The sequence below is a fragment of the Nocardia sp. NPDC057227 genome (genome assembly GCF_042669725.1).
Taxonomy (GTDB): domain Bacteria; phylum Actinomycetota; class Actinomycetes; order Mycobacteriales; family Mycobacteriaceae; genus Nocardia; species Nocardia asteroides_A.
In genome coordinates this window covers 97214-115075 of sequence record NZ_JBHUXA010000012.1, presented here as the reverse complement: position 1 = coordinate 115075, position 17862 = coordinate 97214, and the positions used below count along the sequence as shown (strand labels likewise).

At 68.2% G+C, this 17862-nt stretch carries 14 protein-coding genes and 1 pseudogene; 10 read left to right on the top strand and 5 right to left on the bottom strand.

Annotated elements, in window-relative coordinates; genetic code table 11:
- The first annotated feature begins 50 nt into the window (after positions 1-50).
- A complete protein-coding gene (locus ACFUJ1_RS18515) occupies positions 51-2321 on the top strand; it encodes an ATP-binding protein (protein ID WP_378647107.1) in 2271 nt (756 codons plus the stop codon).
- A gap of 61 nt (positions 2322-2382) precedes the next feature.
- On the opposite strand, the pseudogene ACFUJ1_RS18510 reads toward ACFUJ1_RS18515, so the two are convergent.
- Positions 2383-2514 (bottom strand): annotated as a pseudogene (locus tag ACFUJ1_RS18510) (hypothetical protein); the annotation flags it as partial.
- A gap of 236 nt (positions 2515-2750) precedes the next feature.
- Here ACFUJ1_RS18510 and ACFUJ1_RS18505 point away from each other — a divergent pair.
- The 3 genes from ACFUJ1_RS18505 (at position 2751) to ACFUJ1_RS18495 (ending at position 4435) form a co-directional block, all read left to right on the top strand.
- On the top strand, positions 2751-2924 hold the full coding sequence (locus ACFUJ1_RS18505) for a hypothetical protein (protein WP_378647105.1): 174 nt from the start codon (positions 2751-2753) through the stop codon (positions 2922-2924).
- A 390-nt stretch (positions 2925-3314) separates the two neighbouring features.
- Positions 3315-3779: a hypothetical protein gene (locus ACFUJ1_RS18500; protein ID WP_378647103.1), complete on the top strand. Its 465-nt coding sequence runs from the start codon at positions 3315-3317 to the stop codon at positions 3777-3779.
- Between the two features lie 140 nt (positions 3780-3919).
- Positions 3920-4435, top strand: a complete 516-nt coding sequence (locus tag ACFUJ1_RS18495) for a hypothetical protein (RefSeq protein ID WP_378647101.1) — start codon at positions 3920-3922, stop codon at positions 4433-4435.
- On the opposite strand, the gene ACFUJ1_RS18490 is transcribed toward ACFUJ1_RS18495, so the two are convergent.
- Genes ACFUJ1_RS18490 through ACFUJ1_RS18480 form a run of 3 tightly spaced genes read right to left on the bottom strand, consistent with a single transcriptional unit; the run spans position 4436 to position 8103 of the window.
- Positions 4436-4792 carry a hypothetical protein gene (locus ACFUJ1_RS18490; protein WP_378647099.1) on the bottom strand — a complete coding sequence of 119 codons (357 nt, stop codon included), beginning with the start codon at positions 4790-4792 and terminating at the stop codon, positions 4436-4438.
- Between the two features lie 33 nt (positions 4793-4825).
- Positions 4826-7747 (bottom strand): FxSxx-COOH system tetratricopeptide repeat protein, encoded by a 2922-nt coding sequence (gene fxsT / locus ACFUJ1_RS18485; RefSeq protein ID WP_378647097.1) that lies wholly within the window; start codon positions 7745-7747, stop codon positions 4826-4828.
- Entirely contained in the window at positions 7744-8103 is a 360-nt protein-coding gene (locus ACFUJ1_RS18480; RefSeq protein WP_378647095.1) for a hypothetical protein, read from the bottom strand. Before ACFUJ1_RS18480 ends, fxsT begins: the two co-directional genes overlap by 4 nt.
- Before the next feature lie 406 nt (positions 8104-8509).
- Here ACFUJ1_RS18480 and ACFUJ1_RS18475 point away from each other — a divergent pair, with 406 nt between their 5' ends.
- From ACFUJ1_RS18475 to ACFUJ1_RS18450, 6 genes are all read left to right on the top strand, one after another.
- The gene (locus ACFUJ1_RS18475) at positions 8510-8980 is read left to right on the top strand and encodes a hypothetical protein (RefSeq protein ID WP_378647093.1); all 471 of its coding nucleotides are present in this window, start codon (positions 8510-8512) and stop codon (positions 8978-8980) included.
- Between the two features lie 95 nt (positions 8981-9075).
- Positions 9076-10716 carry a tetratricopeptide repeat protein gene (locus ACFUJ1_RS18470; protein ID WP_378647092.1) on the top strand — a complete coding sequence of 547 codons (1641 nt, stop codon included), beginning with the start codon at positions 9076-9078 and terminating at the stop codon, positions 10714-10716.
- A gap of 293 nt (positions 10717-11009) precedes the next feature.
- Entirely contained in the window at positions 11010-11351 is a 342-nt protein-coding gene (locus ACFUJ1_RS18465; RefSeq protein WP_378647091.1) for a hypothetical protein, read from the top strand.
- 35 nt (positions 11352-11386) lie between these two features.
- Positions 11387-13765 (top strand): tetratricopeptide repeat protein, encoded by a 2379-nt coding sequence (locus ACFUJ1_RS18460; RefSeq protein WP_378647089.1) that lies wholly within the window; start codon positions 11387-11389, stop codon positions 13763-13765.
- A gap of 299 nt (positions 13766-14064) precedes the next feature.
- Positions 14065-15243, top strand: a complete 1179-nt coding sequence (locus tag ACFUJ1_RS18455; protein WP_378647087.1) for an IS30 family transposase — start codon at positions 14065-14067, stop codon at positions 15241-15243.
- 118 nt (positions 15244-15361) lie between these two features.
- The gene (locus ACFUJ1_RS18450; protein ID WP_378647085.1) at positions 15362-16525 is read left to right on the top strand and encodes a recombinase family protein; all 1164 of its coding nucleotides are present in this window, start codon (positions 15362-15364) and stop codon (positions 16523-16525) included.
- 59 nt (positions 16526-16584) lie between these two features.
- Here ACFUJ1_RS18450 and ACFUJ1_RS18445 read toward each other — a convergent pair.
- Positions 16585-17862: tetratricopeptide repeat protein (locus tag ACFUJ1_RS18445; RefSeq protein WP_378647083.1), on the bottom strand; the 1278-nt coding region annotated here is incomplete at its 5' end.

Genomic DNA, 17862 nt, shown 5'->3' with positions numbered 1-17862 from the left:
ACCGCGAGTTACGGCAGATCCTGGACGCCGCCACGGCGGGGCTGGGTCGGGTGGTGTCGATCCGCGCGATCGACGGCATGCCCGGGGTCGGGAAGACAACGCTGGCCCTGCACGCTGCGCACCTGCTGGCCGACCGGTTCCCCGACGGCCGCTACATGGTCGAACTGCACGCCCACACCCCCGGCCAACCGGCGGCGGATCCCTCGGAGGTGTTGGCCGGGTTGCTGATCGAGCTGGGCATCGACCCCCGCAACATTCCCGACAGCCTGGTCGGGCGCCGTGATCTGTGGCGCGACCGGCTCGCCGACAGGAAAGTCCTGGTGATCCTCGACGACGCCGCCGATCACGCGCAGATCACGCCACTGCTGCCCAGTGGAGCCGAGTGCCTGACGCTGGTCACCAGCCGACGGCGTCTGGTCGCGCTCGATGACGCGGTCCCGCTGCCGCTGGACGTGCTCGACCCCGACACTGCCGCCACCCTGTTCACCACCCTGGCCCACCGCGAACTTACTGGGCCCGATCTCGGCGCGGTCGCCGAGATCGTCCGGTTGTGCGGGTACCTGCCCCTGGCGATCGTGCTGCTGGCCGGGCGCCTGGCCCATCACCCCACCTGGACGGTCACCGGGCTGGCCACCGACTTCGCCGCCACCCGCGACCGGCTGACCCACCTGCACGGCGGGCACCGCGAAGTCCGCGCCGCCTTCGACATGTCCTACCACGACCTGCCCCAGCGCCGAGCTCGCCTTCTGCGATACCTGGGCTTGCATCCCGGCCCCGACATCGACACCGACGCCACTGCCGCGCTGGCCGGCATCACCACCGACACCGCACTGACCGAACTCGACGCCCTTTACACCGACCACCTCGTCGAGGAAACCCGACCCGGTCGCTACCGGTTGCACGACCTCGTGGGCGAGTACGCCCGCAATCTGGCCCGCACCGATCCGCCCGAGCCCGTAGGCAACACAGTAGCTGTCGATCGGCTGTTCGATTACTACCAAGCTACCGCGACCGCCGCCAACCGGCGGGTCGCCCGCCGGTCCACACCCATCGCCGACACCCCGCCCCGCGGATCGGTCCGGGATTTCGAGGGCGAGGTGGCGGCGTTGGCGTGGCTGCGGGTCGAGCGCGCGAACCTGCTGGCCTGCTTCGCCCACTCCACCACCGCCGTCGCGCCGCATACGGTCGCACTCACCAACTCGCTGTCCGGTCTGCTCGATCGCGACGGCCCCTGGACTCTGGCCGCCGAACTCTACGGCCAGGCCCTCACCACCGCCCGCCGGATCACCGACCGACTCGGCGAAGCGAACACCCTTACCGATCTCGGCGTCGTGCGCGAGAGGACGGGGGACTATGCCGCGGCCACCGATCTCCAGCAGCAGGCGCAGGCCTTGTACCGGGAGATCGGCAACAGACTCGGCGAAGCCAACACCCTCGGCAACCTCGGCATCGTGCGTGAGAAGACCGGGGACTATGCCGCGGCCACCGATCTCCAGCAGCAGGCGCAGGCCTTGTACCGGGAGATCGGCAACAGACTCGGCGAAGCCAGCACCCTCACCAACCTTGGCATCGTGCATATGTATACCGGGGACTACGCCGAGGCCACCGACCTCCACCAGCAGGCACTGACCCTGAACCGGGAGATCGGATACCGACTCGGCGAAGCCAACACCCTCGGCAACCTCGGCAACGTGTGCAACTGGACCGGGGACTACGCCGAGGCCACCGACCTCCAGCAGCAGGCACTGACCCTGTTCCGGGAGATCGGATACCGACTCGGCGAAGCCAACACCCTCGGCAACCTCGGCATCGTGCGCGAGAACATCGGGGACTACGGCCAGGCCACCGACCTCCAGCGGCAGGCACTGACTCTGCACCGGGATCTCGGCAACAGACTCGGCGAAGCCAACACCCTCACCAACCTCGGCAACGTGCGTAAGTGGACCGGGGACTACGCCGAGGCCACCGACCTGTACCAGCAGGCACTGACTCTGCACCGGGAGATCGGCAACAGACTCGGCGAAGCCGAGGTGCTGACCTCGATCGGGACGCTGCTACTGGAAACCGACCAACCGGGGCAGGCGTTGGACAGATTCACCGAGGCAGTCGAGGTGGCGCGGGCGATCAACAGCCAACGTGAGCAGGCGCGTGCGCTGGAAGGAGCCGCCCGCTGCAGGGTGGCCCTTGGCGCACCGGACGCGGCCGTGGTCGAGCTGCGGGAAGCGGTCGAAATCTACCGGCGCCTCGTTGCACCCGAAGCCGCAGCCGCATCCGCCTATCTCGCGACACTGGACGACCCCAACCCACCCCCACAGCAGTGAAATGTGTCCGGTTGGCCGATCGCAGCGACCAAACCTTGATCGACTGGACCGCCGCGAGCACGTCGTGGGTGACGCCATGGCGCAGGTAGACCAGCGTAACCAGTAGACGATCGAGGAAGACCAGCCGATACCGGGCACCCGCACCCGGGGCCCGGACTCGCGCAATCTGCCGGGCTTCCTGACGTGCTCGCATACCGGCTCCATCTCGGCCGCCAGCCTGGCTAGTACCTCCACCGGCAACCCTGTCACCCGCCGCCGCGACAACACGGCCCACGACCCACACCAAGATCATCTCAGCCCACGACGCCAACCATGCACGAGGTCGTTAGGCCCGGGGCGCTCGGTGTCGGTGGGGCGAAAAAATTCGGAGAATGTCGGTCCGGGGGCGTAGCTTTGTCCGGATTTGTTCGTTCGACATGGAGGATGGGCATGGCCGAGTTTGTGATCAGCACCGTCGCCGGTGGCTCGAAGACTGTCGAGGCGCACCACTTCCACGAGGAGGGGTCGCTCGTCGTCTTCAAGAGCAGTGCAACCGGGCGGGGGACCAGGGTCTATGCGGTCCCGACCTTTCAGGTGAAGTCGATCGAGCGCACGGAAGGGTAGTAGCACCTGGCGAGCCGGTTCGGCTCCGGTGAGGTTGGGAGTGCCTCCCGGGTCATCGGGGCCGATACCGCGATCGCCGAGCTCGAAGCCGCACTCGGGCACGACCCGGCAACGGCGAACGAACTCCCCCTACGTCACCGCAGTTCGTGTGCGAGCAGTTTGCGAAACTCGGCAAGGTAGTACGGGGTTGGGTCGCACCGGTCGGGGCTGGCCGCGCGGTGGAGGCGAGTTGGTGGCGGCGGCTGTCGTAGACGTAGAGGTACTCAGTCCCTGTCCGGATCCTGGCCGCTTCGATGATGTCGGTGGGCTCACGTAAGGTTCATCGCTGCCAGGGATTTGCCCTGACTAACGAGAACCACTCACATGAGCTTTCGTTCAGGAGGTCCGTAGATGGATCCGGTGACGCTGATCGTCGCAGCAGTAGCGACTGGCGCGGCGGCAGGGGTAGGGGATCTGGTCAAGCAAACGATCGTCGACTCGTACAACGGTGTGCGAAGGATCATCTCCAACCGTTACGAGGTCATCGAAGCCGATGTGGTGAGTGTGGCCGCCGAGCCGGAGGAGCCGTTACGACGCCAGCTATTGGCCAAACAGCTCATCAAGGTCGGTGCTGGCGAGGACACCGAGCTGGTGTCGGCCGCGCAGGAGTTGCTTCGCCTGATCGCCGATCAGGCCCCTCAAGCCGCGGAAATTGTTGGCGTTCAGCTGAATCGTGTCGAGGCGGATGGCGACATCGAAGTTACCGATGTGGCTGTGCAGGGTGGTATCGGTGTGCAGGCCACCGATGTCGCCACTGGCGGATCCATGAAGATCAGCGGGGTACGGGCGATCCAGGAGCCGCCCCACCCTCATTAGGCGCGACGGCAATTGGGATACCCGCCGCCGCGCTCACCGCAAATACCAGCGGAACGAATATCGGTCGAGATTTCAACATCCACCTCGGAGAGCACTCCTCGGGAAGCAACGCTGGTCGGGTCCGTGCGGTCACCACCTCGGTGGAGGCGGTCCCGATCAGCGAGAATCTGTGGACCGTCAAGGTGCACAACGGCACCAACGGCCCGATCACCGATCTAATTGTGGATGTCTACATGGTCGACGCACTCGGTAACCGGACCGCGGCCGAATGTGTGCCCGCGAAGGAACGGATGTCGATCGCGGACCTGTTCGGGAAGCTCGTGACGCAGCTGCTGCCGGGTGCCCTCGGAGCAGCCGCGAGCCAGGCGGGAATGATGCCTGGAGCATTCATGCTGCCGCGTGGGGCGCTGGAATCCCTGCCGAATTATGCAAGCATGATGGCACCGCAAATGGGGTCGATGGCTGCGCCGCGGCTGAATCAAATGCAGGCGATGATGGCCGATTCCTTCCCGGCTGTGCTGCCGGCGAATGAAGCTGCCCCGGTGCTGTTCTTCACTGACGGTGAGGGACAACTGCAGGCCGACATCCGGTTCGCCGACGAAGATGGGAATCACTGGTTCCGTCCCTTCGGTCTGCTCCCTCGGTCGACCGAGTAGCTAGCGCAGTTCGTGTGCGAGCAGTTTGCGGAACTCGGCGAGGTAGTATGGGGTCGGGTCGCACCGGTCGGGGTCGGCCGCGGTGGAGGCCAGGGCGTGGCGGCGGCCGTCGTAGACGTAGAAGTACTCCCAGTCTCCGTCCGGGGCGATGTAGAGCGCCATCTCCGGATCGATGCGCCAGCCACGCATCGGCAGCCGCCAGCGCTTGCGGACCAGCCCGCGCAGGGGCAGGCCCCGCTCGGTGGCCGCCGGGATGAACTCGCGCACGAGCCGGTTCATCTCGGCCCAGGTCTCCTGGGCCCGCACGGCCAGCTCCGCTGCCGCCGCTGCACCGCCATGCGGGGGCGAATCGAGCATCCTGACCTCCGATAACCCAGATCTGCGCACCCTTCAATACTTTTCGGCTTCGGATCTCCGCGCCCGCGCGAGGTCGTCACGAAAGGTGACGGTACGAGAGTCGTCAGCACCGCGGACCCGTTCGGAGTCGGCGAGGGTGCGCTCGTGCAGGGCGATCGCCTCACTGACTCGACCCACCGTCTGGTAGGCGTTGGCGAGATTATTGCGCGAGCGCAGGGTGGCGGGGTGATCAACACCAAGGACCCGCTCTCGGTCGGCGAGGGTCCGCTCGTGCAGGGCGACAGCCTCCCCGTCCCGACCTACCGTCTGGTAGGCGTTGGCGAGGTCGTTGCGCGAGCGTAGGGTCTCGGGGTGATCATCACCGAGGACCTGTTCTCGGTCGGCGAGACTGCGCTCGTGCAGGGCGATCGCCTCACTGACTCGACCCACCGTCCGGTAGGCGTTGGCGAGATTGTTGCGCGAGGTCAGTGTCTCGGGGTGATCATCGCCGCGGACTCGTTCGGAGTCGGCGAGGGTGCGCTCGTGTAGGGCGACGGCCTCACTGTTCCGACCCACCGTCTGGTAGGTGTTGGCGAGATTGTTGCGTGAGGTCAGAGTGTCGGGGTGATCAACACTGAGGACTCGCTCTCGGTCGGCGAGGGTCCGCTCGTGCAGGGCGACGGCCTCCTCATCCCGACCTACCGTCTGGTAGGCGTTGGCGAGATTGTTGCGCGAGGTCAGAGTGTCGGGGTGGTCAACACCGAGGATCCGTTCTCGGTCGGCGAGGGTCCGTTCGTGCAGGGCGATCGCCTCACCGACTCGACCCACCACCCGGTATGCGTTGGCGAAGTTGTTGCGCGAACTCAGGGTGGCTGGATGATCATCACCGAGGACCCGCTCGGAGTCGGCGAGGGTCCGCTCGTGCAGGGCGACGGCCTCCTCATCCCGACCTACCGTCTGGTAGGCGTTGGCGAGATTGTTGCGCGAGCCCAGGGTCTCGGGGTGGTCAACACCGAGGACTCGCTCTCGGTCGGCGAGGGTCCGCTCGTGCAGGGCGACGGCCTCCTCATCCCGACCTACCGTCTGGTAGGCGTTGGCGAGATTGTTGCGCGAGGTCAGAGTGTCGGGGTGGTCAACACCGAGGATCCGTTCTCGGTCGGCGAGGGTCCGTTCGTGCAGGGCGATCGCCTCACCGACTCGACCCACCACCCGGTATGCGTTGGCGAAGTTGTTGCGCGAACTCAGGGTGGCTGGATGATCATCACCGAGGACCCGCTCGGAGTCGGCGAGGGTCCGCTCGTGCAGGGCGACGGCCTCCTCATCCCGACCTACCGTCTGGTAGGCGTTGGCGAGGTCGTTGCGCGAGATCAGGGTCTCGGGGTGATCAACACCGAGGACTCGCTCTCGGTCGGCGAGGGTCCGCTCGTGCAGGGCGACGGCCTCCTCATCCCGACCTACCGTCTGGTAGGCGTTGGCGAGGTCGTTGCGCGAACTCAGGGTCTCGGGGTGATCAACACCAAGGATCCTCTCGGAGTCGGCGAGGGTGCGCTCGTGCAGGGCGATGGCGCGGCCGGATACACCTTGGTCGTTGAGGAACAACGCGGTGAGGTTGAGGATTTCGGTGCTGGTGATGTCGGGACCGGTGTGGGTGGCGAAGGCGTCGATGTGGGGGAGTAGCGCCCGCCAGACCGGCCAGGTAAAGGGGTCCTGCCGGTCAGGCAGGGCCGCTCGCAGGGTGGTGGTGGCGCGGGTGCGGGCGCGTTCGATCGCTTCGGATGTGCGGTGCGGGTCAGTGGGATCGGAGCTGCGGTTCACGGCCTGGACCAGTCGGTGGATCGAGAGGGTGCCGCTGTCGGGGTCAGGAGTGATGAGGCCGTAGGCGGCCAGGGTGCCGAGCGCGGCGCCGAGCGTGAGCGGGTCGGCCAGTCCTTGGCACAGCGACAATGGGATGTCGTCGGGCGCATACCAGGCCAGACTGTGCAACAGGTCCGCGGCTGCGGGTGTAGTGGTGGCGACTTGGTCCAGGGTGATACGCCAGATCCGGGCGATGGTGCGCTGCGGGCCGATACCGACTGAACCCTGCTCGTACATCTGTGTTGGGTACTGGGCAAACATGTGGAGATATTCCCGCGGGGTGATGAACCGGTTCTGCGCCAGATACGCACCGGCCTGCTCCACCGCCAGCGGCAGGTGTCCCAACTCTTGGCACAACTCCGTGCCCCCGTCGCAGTTGCGGGACCCGTCAGCGGTGATGATCCCGATCAGCAGCCGCAGCGACTCCTCCGGTTCGAGGACGTCCACGCGCAGCGTGCTCGCGCCAGGTGCCCAGCCGGTCGCCAGGCGGCTGGTCACGATTACACGTCCAGTGAGGGCGCGGGCAAGGACGGCGGTGATGTCTCTGGGGTCGTTGACGTTGTCGAGGATCAGCAGCCAACCGGTGTGGGAGGCCAGCCACTGCAGCGCCCGCTCGGTCAGGTCCTCTACAGACAGATCTCGCGCGAGCCCGGATTGCAGCGCGGCCGCGAACTTTGCCAGACCCTGCTCGAGAGCCGGGGCGGTATCGGCGGTGATCCATAGGATCGGAGAGTGCCCATGGGGGCGGGTCGCGGCCCAATAGGCGACCAGGGAGCTCTTGCCGATCCCGCCGAGCCCGTGCACGGCCGACACCACCACCTGCCCCGCATCGCTGGACAAGAGGGTGTCAAGGCGGTCGAGTTCGTGTTCGCGGCCCACGAACCGGCCCGGCACCACCGGCAGGTTGTCGATCCCGGGTGGGGCGTCGACCTGCGCGGCCGGCCGCAACGTCTCCGGCGGCATGTTCACGATCACCGAGTTCGCGCCGGTCTGGATCGCCCCGACGTGACCACCGGCTGCATTGACCGCGACCGATCCCACACCCGACGCCGTCACCGGACCCGCGACCGGCGATGTCGATGAGGTCGCGGCCAGCTCACGCTTGGACCCGAACCACTTCACGTCGGTGGCTGCCCGATTTGGTGCCCGGTGGAGATATCGCCGGCATTGCCGCTGAGCGCGACCGACCCCGCACCCGAGGCCGTCACCGCGCCCGGTGCAGGCGCAACGACCGGCTCATGCCCACCTGGTGCTGGTGGCGACACACCAGCAGCACCGGCGCCACTGGTGTTGATGTTGCCGACCGTGCCGTGCGCGGCCACGCTTCCCGCGCCGGACGCGGCGACGGAGGGCCCGGCGGACGGACCGGATTGCCGTTGATACAGCCACAGCGAGGCGCCGCACCCAGCCGCGGTCAACACCACGACCGCGACCCACAGCCACCATGGCCCGCCCCCGGTGGCCAGATTCACCACCACTGCCAACCCGGTACTGACCAACGCCCCCGCCACTGCGGGCGCGATCACCCGCACCGGAGGGCCAGAACCCGCACCCATACTGTCCCCTCGCTGTCGAAACCGATTGCCAGGAAGTCACACCTGACAATCACATCATCAAGGATGTCAGTAACCCGCATCCACGCAATCGCGGTTCTCTCATGACCGGAATGACAGGCTCTAATTCTTACGCCGCAGTTCCCTTCACCTGCCCGCCGAAGCGACGTATGTGTTCGGAAAACGGTCGATTTACGAACGCGCGGCATCTGCTGGCTTGAGGAGTGTCGATCGGTCGAACGACGGTGCGAGGCCGGAGTTTCGGCTACCTTGTGCGGGTTCACCGTCCGGCGTTCCGTGCCGGGTCGTTGCGGGAGATGGGGTGGTTCGGGTGGGTCCGGAGGTCATGGCGGCGGCGATGGCTGCGGCGTCGGCGGTATCGGCCGGGCTGGCGGCGGGGGTGAGCGAGACCGCGAAGGTGGCGGTAGGCGATGCCTATCGGAAGGTGAAGGAGCTGCTGGGGCGCCGGTATTCGGCGGTGGATGTGGAGGTCGTGGAGGCGCGCCCGCAGGTGCCGGCTCGGCAGGTGGTGCTGGCCGGGGAGCTCGAAGCCGCCGGTGCGCGCGCTGACAGTGAGCTTGCGGCTGCGGTGCAGGTGTTGCTGGAGGTGATCGCCCAGCATTCCCCGAAGGCTGCTGAGGTGGTGGGGGTGCGGCTGGAGCGGGTGGAGGCCGGCCGGGTCGAGGTCCGCGGTATCCGTGCTGCTGGTGCCAGTGGCGTCGTCGCCCGGGATGTGAAGGCTGCGGGGGATTTCTCGGTGACCGATGTGCAGGTGAGTTCGGAGCCGCCGCACCCTCGCTGAGCGCGGCGGCACCCCAGTCCGCGCCTGCCGCGCGCACGACGGTCTCGATCAACGATGTTGAGGTCGGCGGCGATCTCGGGGTCAACACCCGGGTGGTGAATCTGCCGGCGGAGGCTTTTCGGCCGATCGCCGAGGTCGAAGCACCGTTGGGGATCGACAACCTGGAGCCGTGGCCGGACGGGTTCGTCGGCCGCGAAGCCGAGCTGGCCCGCCTCGATGCCGCGGTCAGCGGCGGCGGCCCGGTGGTGGTGGCCGCGGTGCACGGGTTGGGCGGGGTCGGCAAGTCCAGCCTGGCCGCCTACTGGGCCGGCACTCGCGAGCACGGGTGCGCACCGATCATCTGGATCCGCGCCGACTCCCTCACCGCGGTCGAGCAGGGCTTGGCCGCGTTCGCGACCCGGCTGCAGCCCGCTCTGGCCGAAGCGCTGCCGGTCGAAGAGCTCGCTGAGCGTGGTCTGCAGTGGCTGGCCAGCCACACCGGGTGGTTGCTGATCCTCGACAACGTCGAGCACCCCGCTGACATTGCCAAGGTCCGGGCGCGAGCTCGCGGGGGGCGGGTGCTGATCACGGGCCGGTTGGCGGTGCCGTGGCAGGCCGAAGCGACCGTGATCTGCCTCGACGTGCTGCTCCCGGGCGAGGCCGAGCAGCTGCTGACCGGGCTCGCCACCGCGACCGGGCCACGGGATCTGGACGGGGTACCCGAGTTGTGCGCCGCGCTGGGCTACCTGCCGCTGGCCATCGAGCAGGCCGGCGCCTACCTGGCGCACCAGCGGTTCACCACCCCGGCCGCCTACCTGCGCCTGCTCACCGAGAACCTCGACCGGGCCGCCGCCGGCGCCGACCCGCACCGAACGATCGCCCGGATCTGGCGGGTGACCCTGGACCGGATCGCTGAGACCGAACCCGCCGCGGTGGAGTTGTTGGCCACTCTGGCCTGGTACGCCCCCGACGCCATTCCGCTCTCGCTCTGCCGCGGTCCCGACGAGACCGACCAGGCCGGTACCGATGCCGCCCTCGGGGCGTTGGCGGCCTACAGCATGATCACCCTCGACCCGAGCACGCACACGGTATCGATTCACCGGCTCGTGCAAGCTGTCTCCCGCACCCCCGACCCCACCGATCCACACCGGAGCGCCGAGACGATCGAGCTTGCCCACACCCGCGCCTGTCTCCACCTGGATGCGAACCTGCCGGACTACACAGACCCGCGCACCTGGCCGAGCTGGCGGACCCTGCTCCCCCACATCGAAGCCCTCACCAGCCACACCCCCTCCGGCGCAAACCACGACACCACCGTCCGCATCGCATCGATCCGCAACCGCGCCGGACAGTTCCTGTCCGACCAAGGCCTGCACACCAACGCCCTCGATCACCTCCGCAAGGCCCTCACCGACTTCGAGCGGGTCCTCGGCACCGACCACCCTGACACTCTGATCTCCCGCAACAACCTCGCCGCCGCCTATGACACGGCGGGTCGGACCACCGAGGCGATCCCGCTCTACGAGGCCACCCTCGCCGACCGCCGCCGGGTCCTCGACGACGACCACCCCGACACTCTGCTCTCCCGCAACAACCTCGCCGTCGCCTATGACGCGGTGGGTCGGACCGCCGAGGCGATCCCGCTCTACGAGGCCACCCTCACCGACTCGGAGCGGGTCCTCGGCACCAACCACCCCCATACGGAGGCCTTCCGTGACAAACTCGCGATCGCGCGGGAGCGGCAGGCTTCTCGATGAACCAGGCTCGGCGTGCTCCGTCGGGCCGGGAAGATTCTCCCTGGGTCGTTCAGAAATCGTTCGTTTTACGAACGCTCGCGGGATCAGTGAGGAACGGTGGCCGGGTGCTTGTTCTGAGCGACCGACCGGAATGTGAGAGGGCTTGTGCTGCATCAGGTGTAGCAATCAGGGGTCGGTGATCGACGTTCTGGTTGCGCTGGCTTTCCTGGGCGTGGTGCTGTGAGGATTGGTGTACTTGTCGGTTCCGAAGTGGGGGGTCTGGTGTGGCGGTTTCGTGGCAGGCGGTACGTAAGGTGGCGGTGCCCACCGCGGCAACCGCTCTGGTGACGACGGGGCTGGCGGTGGCGGTGAACTACGCGACCGGCGGCGGCGCGGTGTGGGTGTGGATGGCGGTGGCGGTGTTGACCGTCGCGGCGTTCGGCGCGTCGTTGTGGTTGCAGTTCGCCGCTCCGGCGGCCGGCGCTGTCGAGCCGGTCGCGGGTGTAGATCTGCGGAACGTGAAATCCGGTGGGCGGATGGGCTTCGAGAAGATCCGCGCGCCCGGGGTGGGCGTGCGCGCGCGCAGGGTCCGGTCCAAGGGGGACATGTCCTTCGAGGACATCGAGGCCGGTCGCGGTGATGCCTCACACCCGTGAGCAGTTGGCGTAGGCCCGCCGGTCCGGGATCAGCGGTGTCTCTGCACAGGGTGTCGGCGGGGGGCAACGTCGAGATCACCAACAACTACGGCCCCGGGGTGCATGCGGGCGCGGAGCGTTCCTCGCTGGCGGGCTCCGGGGTGGGAGTCCTGGGGCTGGTCCCGCAAGAGCCGGATCACTTCGTGGAGCGAGCGCAGGTCGATGAGTTGGAGGCGGGCCTGGGCGGGCAGCGGGTCGCGGTGGTCGTGACCGGGATGCGTGGGGCGGGCAAGACCCACCTGGCCGCAGCATATGCCCGCCGGATCCTGGCGAGGCGGGAGGGGCTGGTGGCCTGGGTCAACGCCGAAACCCCCGAAACCCTCTATACCGGGCTAGCCGAGATCGCCGACCGGCTACGTGTCGCCGCGACCGACGGCGCCCCTCGGGCATCGGCCCGGCTGCTCCGCGATCACCTCGGCTCCAGCACTGACCGGCATCTGCTGGTGCTCGACAACGCCGAGAACGCCGAGCTATTGCGAGAGCTGCTCCCGGTCCACGGCGGCACCCGCGTAGTGATCACCACGACTGATCATGCGTTGACCGCGCTGACTCCGCTCGTCGTGGATGCCGGTACCGGCTACACCCCCGACCAGGCCCACATGTTCCTGCGCGAGGCCACCGGCATCATCGACGACCCGCTCGGCGAGGCGACTCTGGCCGAGGAGCTCGGGTATCTGCCGCTGGCGCTGGCCACCGCGGCCGCTGCTATCCGTCCCCCGAGCGGGCCCGGGCTCACCTACCCGGTATACCTGCTGCGGCTACGCGAGCAGCCGCTCCCGCGGGCACTGCGGCACCGGGAAGGCCAGGAGTACCGCTGGAGCGTGGACCGAGCCCTGCTGCTCGCGATCGAGGCAGCCGAAGCACCCACCGGTAACCCCAGGCGGGCCGAAGCGGTCACCTGGCTGCTCGGGTTGTTCGCGGTCCTGGCGGCTTCCGGTGTCGACCGCGGTCTGCTCGTGCACCGAAACTCGAAGCTGAACGAGCACGTCGACGATGCGATCGAGTATTGCGTGCGCCGCTCGCTGCTGACCTGGTCCACCACCGGGGAAACGCTGCTCGCCCATCGGCTCACCGCTCGTGTACTGCTCGAACGGGCCCGAGCGCATGGCGGTACCGACGCCCTTGTTCGGCACGCGCTCGATGTGATCGAACCGCGCCTTTTCGACCCGGCCGAAGGATGGGCGCAACGAGCACCGGGCGCGCACCTGGTGAATCAGATCGAGGCAATCTGCGATGCGAACCTGATCGCGTTCACCCCGGCTAGTCGCCGACGATGGATACCGCTTCGCCGACAGCGGCTACAGATCCGGATGCTGACCGCCCTCGTCTGGGCGACACGCCAGCTGACCGAGGCCATGGACTTGTCACACGCTGCTGTTCTGGCCCACCGCACCCTCAGCTACTACGAATCGGTCATGGGCAGAGACCACTCCGAAACCTTGATCGCTCGCGACGACGTCGCCGACGCCTACCGAGAAGCCGGTCAGACCACTGAAGCAATTCCGCTCTACGAGGCCACTCTCACCGACTCCGAGCGGACCTTTGGCGTCGACCACCCCCACACCCTGACCTCCCGCCACAAACTCGCTGGCGCCTATTGGTCGGCAGACCGGACCGCTGAGGCGATCGAGCTGTACGAGCACACCCTCACTGACCGGGAGCGGATCCTGGGCACCGGCCATCCCCAGACCCTGCTCACCCGTCACAACCTCGCCACCGCCTACCAGCAGGGGAGGCGAGTCGAGGAGGCGATCGAGCTGTACGAGCAGGTGCTCACCGACCAGCGGCGAGTCCTCGGCGACGACCACCCCGACACCCTGACCACCCGCCACAACCTCGCCACTGCCTACGAGGAGGTGCTGGGAGTTGGCGAGGCGGTGCCCTTGCTGGAACAGGCCCTTGCCGACCGGGAGCGGATCCTCGGCCCCGACCACCCCCGCACCCTGAACTCCCGCAACAACCTCGCCAGCGCCTACGATTCGGAGGGGCGGTTCGGCGAGGCGATTCTATTGCGGGAGCAGGTTGTTGCCGACCAGGAGCGGATCCTCGGCCCCGACCACCCCGACCACCTGAGCTCCCGCAACAAACTCGCCAACGCCTACCACGCGGCGGGTCGGGTCGACGAAGCGATCGAGCTGTACGAGCAGGTGCTCACCGACGAGCAGCGAGTCCTCGGCGACGACCACCCCGACACCCTGATCACCCGCCATAACCTCGCCGCTGCCTACCGGAAGGCGGGAAAAATCAGCGAGGCAATCCTGCTGTTCGAGGCCGTCCTCGTTGACTCCGAGCGAACTTTGGGTCCTGACCACCCCGGTACTCTGTCGACTCGCAATCACCTCAAGGCTGCGCGAGCGCAACAGCCCCTTCAGTGAGCTGAGTGGCGGGGCTGCGGATTCGGCTTCTACCCGTTCGGTTCCGAACGCCTGCTGAAGCGTGAACTGCGGCAGCTGCTCGCGGCGTAGATCGTCGAGTTGCGGACGAGGCGGTCCATGGAGTGCGCCAGCACAGGTCGCCCTTGCGCGTGAACGGCAGCATCTGTTCGAGTGCCGAGTGTTCTGAGTGGTTCCGGAGAGATAACGCGACCGCCACTCTCGGATGTGCGTGTGCACTGTGTCGGAAATGGATGGTGGGTTCAACTGGTCGATGCATCACGGCTCCGGATGATCATGTCGTGGTGGAGGTTTGGGTGCGGGACTACGGGTTGTCGGCGGCGCAGCAGGACGAGTTGTGGCGGCGGTGGCGGGCTGGGGAGTCGTTCGGGTCGATCGGCCGGGAGATGGCGGTCCCGTTTCAGCACGTTCGCCGATTCCTCGCTCAGAGCGGCGGGGTTCAGTTTCCGATGCGGCGCCGCAGTGCCCGGCATCTGAGCCTCGTCGAGCGGGAGGAGATCTCGCGTGGGATCGCTGCCGGTGAGTCGGCTCGATCTATCGCGCGGCGCCTGCAGCGACCGGCTTCCACGATCGCCCGCGAGATCGCCCGCAACGGCGGACGCAGCCGATACCGCGCCGCCAGCGCGGATGCCGAAGCCGATAGACGTGCCCGCAGGTCCAAGCCCTGCAAACTGGCTGCCAGCCCGGTCCTGCGGGCGGTGGTCGAGCAGAGACTGACGGCGCGGTGGTCACCGCAGCAGATCGCCGGCTGGTTGCGCCTGCAGTCCCCGGTGGATCCGGCCATGCAGATCTCGCACGAAGCGATCTACCGGACGCTGTTCGACCCGCGTCGCAGAGGGATCGACCGGACGCTTACGCGGCAGCTGCGCACCGCCCGGTTGATGCGGCACCCGAAACGAGCACGTCGCCCCGACGGCCGCGGTGTGATCGCCGACCTGGTCCCGATCAGCCAGCGGCCCGCCGAGGTCGAGGACCGTCGCATTCCTGGGCACTGGGAAGGTGACCTGGTCATGGGCCGGCGTCCGTCGGCGATCGCAACTCTGGTCGAACGCACCTCCCGGCTCACCGTCCTGGTCGCTCTGCCCGACGGGATCAAAGCCGCGCAAGTCACGCCACACTTGGTCCGGCACTTGCTCGGACTACCGACCTCGATACGGCGAACCTTGACCTGGGACCGGGGACGAGAGATCGCCGGGCACAGACTGATCACCGCGGCGACCGGGATGCCGATCTATCTGTGCCGGGCGCGCAGTCCGTGGCAGCGCGGGACCAACGAGAACACGAACCGGCTGCTGCGCCAGTACCTGGCCAAGAACGCCGACCTGCGCCAGTTCAACCAGACCGACCTCGACGCCATCGCCGCCGAGCTCAACCAACGCCCTCGCCGTATCCATGGCTACCGCAGCCCGGCCGAGGTCTACGCTGAGCACCTCAACAGCGGTGACGCGTTGACCACATGAACCCGCCATCGTTTTCCGACACCCACCACCCGGTCACCGTCGGCCCTGGTGGTGAGTGTCGGCAACTCGCGTCGGAAATCAACGTCGCAAAACCTGTGCAGGCCGGTATTTTCGACGCATGTTGATCGGGTACGGGCGGATCTCCACCGCCGAGCAGAACGCCGACCACCAACGCGACGCGCTCATCCGCGCCGGTGTTGGCGAGCGCGACGTCCACATCGACGTCGCCTCCGGCGCCAAGGCCACCCGCCCCCAGCTCGACCTCGTGCTGCGGATCGCCCGCGAAGGCGACACCCTGGTCATCACCCGCCTGGACCGGCTCGGGCGGTCGATGCTGCACCTGGTCACCCTCGGCGCCGAGCTCCGTGAGCGCGGGATCGGGTTGAAGGTGATCGAGCAGGGCATCGACACCGACACCCCCGAAGGCCGGGCCATGTTCGGGATGCTGTCGGTGCTCGCGGAGTTCCAGCGCGAACTCATCGTCGCCAACACCCACGACGGACTCGCCGCCGCCCGGGCCCGCGGCCGCCGCGGCGGGCGCCCGCCGAAGCTCTCGGCGGATCAGGCCGCGCTGGCCCAGCGGCTCTACGACGAGGGCAACCACACCGTGCAGCAGATCGCCGACATCGTCGGCGCCGGGCGCACCACCGTCTACGGCCACCTCACCAAGAACACTGGTGGCACCCGGCCCCGCGCCGGTGCGAAGCCAGGTAGCACCGCGAGCCCGGATAGCGTGCGCGGCGCCGGGCCGCGGATCGCGGTGGAGGCCGCCGCCGCTCCGCCGGAGCCGATCGCCGCGGCGCCTGCGGCAGAAGTGGTGCAGGAGGTGGTCGACGTCGAGGCGATCACCGCACCAGCGGTGGCCGCTCCGGAGCCCGCGACGGCACCGCGAGCGATGGCGGAGATCGTGCAGCCGCCGCGCGGGCGTGGTCGGGGACGGCGTGCCGATCCGTGCCCGACCTGCGGGACCGAGCCCAGCCAGGCCTACGGACCGCTGCAGCTGGCCGCGGACGTGGCGTTCCGCTGGTACGAGCTCGACACCTCCGCCGACAACCATGGCGGGCTCATCGCCACCCGTCACTGCGCCGAATGCCAGCCTGCCCAGCGGTTCCCGATCGCCTGCGCTCACCCGCATTGCGAGGAGGGACCCCTGCTCGGCGGGGAACTCGCCGCCGAGGCCCGCGCGGCCGGCGGGCGGGTGCCCGAGGTCGTGCTGCGGCTGCTCAACGGGCGAGGCTGGACCACCGCCGATGGTGCTCTGCTCTGCCCGGACCACGGCTGACGCTGTTCGCTGTAACGGCAACCGCTGACCTGCGCACTACGACCGACAGGCCCACGGATTCACCAGGTGTCACCCGACTCTTCCGTCCCTTCGCCGGAAAGCCAGGCAGCTACCCGTCGAGACCGGCTCAACGCGGCTTGGTATACCTCGGGGCGTTGGGCGGCCAGCGCCTGTCGGATCCGGACGGCCTCCTCGATTGCGGCCAGGGCGTCTTCGGGGCGGCCGAGCTCGCCGAGCTGGACCGCAAGGTTGTTCAGGCTCAAGGCGAGGTCGGGCTGGTATACCTCGGGGCGTTGGGCGGCCAGCGCCTGTCGGATCCGGACGGCTTCCTCGATCGCGGTCAGCGAGTCCTCGGGGCGGCCGATCCCGGCGAGCCGGTTCGCGAGGTTGTTGAGGCTTCCCGCGAAGTCGGGCTGGTAGGTGTCGGGGCGTTGGGCGGCCAGCGCCCGGTAGAGCCCGGTGGCTTCCTCGTTCGCGGTCAGGGCTTCTTCGGGCCGACCGAGCTCGGCGAGCCGGTTCGCGAGGTTGTTCAGGCTCAAGGCGAGGTCGGGCTGGTATACCTCGGGGCGTTGGGCGGCCAGCGCCTGTCGGATCCGGACGGCCTCCTCGATCGCGGCCAGCGCCTCCTCGGGCCGCCCCAGCGCGGCGAGCAGGACCGCGAGGTTGTTCAGGCTCAAGGCGAGGTCGGGCTGGTATACCTCGGGGCGTTGGGCGGCCAGCGCCTGTCGGATCCGGACGGCCTCCTCGATTGCGGCCAGGGCGTCTTCGGGGCGGCCGAGCTCGCCGAGCTGGATCGCGAGGTTGTTCAGGTTCAAGGCGAGGTCGGGCTGGTATACCTCGGGGCGTTGGGCGGCCAGCGCCTGTCGGATCCGGACGGCTTCCTCGATCGCGGTCAGGGCTTCTTCGGGGCGGCCGATCCCGGCGAGCTGGTTCGCGAGGTTGTTCAGGCTGGAGGCGAGGTCGGGCTGGTAGGTGTCGGGGCGTTGGGCGGCCAGCGCCCGGTAGAGCCGGTTGGCTTCCTCGATTGCGGTCAGGGCTTCTTCGGGGCGGCCGAGCTCGGCGAGCCGGTTCGCGAGGTTGTTCAGGCTCAAGGCGAGGTCGGGCTGGTATACCTCGGGGCGTTGGGCGGCCAGCGCCTGTCGGATCCGGACGGCCTCCTCGATTGCGGCCAGCGCCTCCTCGGGCCGCCCCAGCGCGGCGAGCCGGTTCGCGAGGTTGTTCAGGCTCAAGGCGAGGTCGGGCTGGTATACCTCGGGGCGTTGGGCGGCCAGCGCCTGTCGGATCCGGACGGCCTCCTCGATTGCGGCCAGGGCTTCTTCGGGGCGGCCGAGCTCGCC

Coding starts and splice junctions, on each gene's coding strand:
- ACFUJ1_RS18505 (WP_378647105.1), top strand. CDS start 2,751: ATGGCCGAGTTTGTGATCAGCACCGTCGCCGGTGGCTCGAAGACTGTC.
- ACFUJ1_RS18500 (WP_378647103.1), top strand. CDS start 3,315: ATGGATCCGGTGACGCTGATCGTCGCAGCAGTAGCGACTGGCGCGGCG.
- ACFUJ1_RS18490 (WP_378647099.1), bottom strand. CDS start 4,792: ATGCTCGATTCGCCCCCGCATGGCGGTGCAGCGGCGGCAGCGGAGCTG.
- ACFUJ1_RS18450 (WP_378647085.1), top strand. CDS start 15,362: ATGTTGATCGGGTACGGGCGGATCTCCACCGCCGAGCAGAACGCCGAC.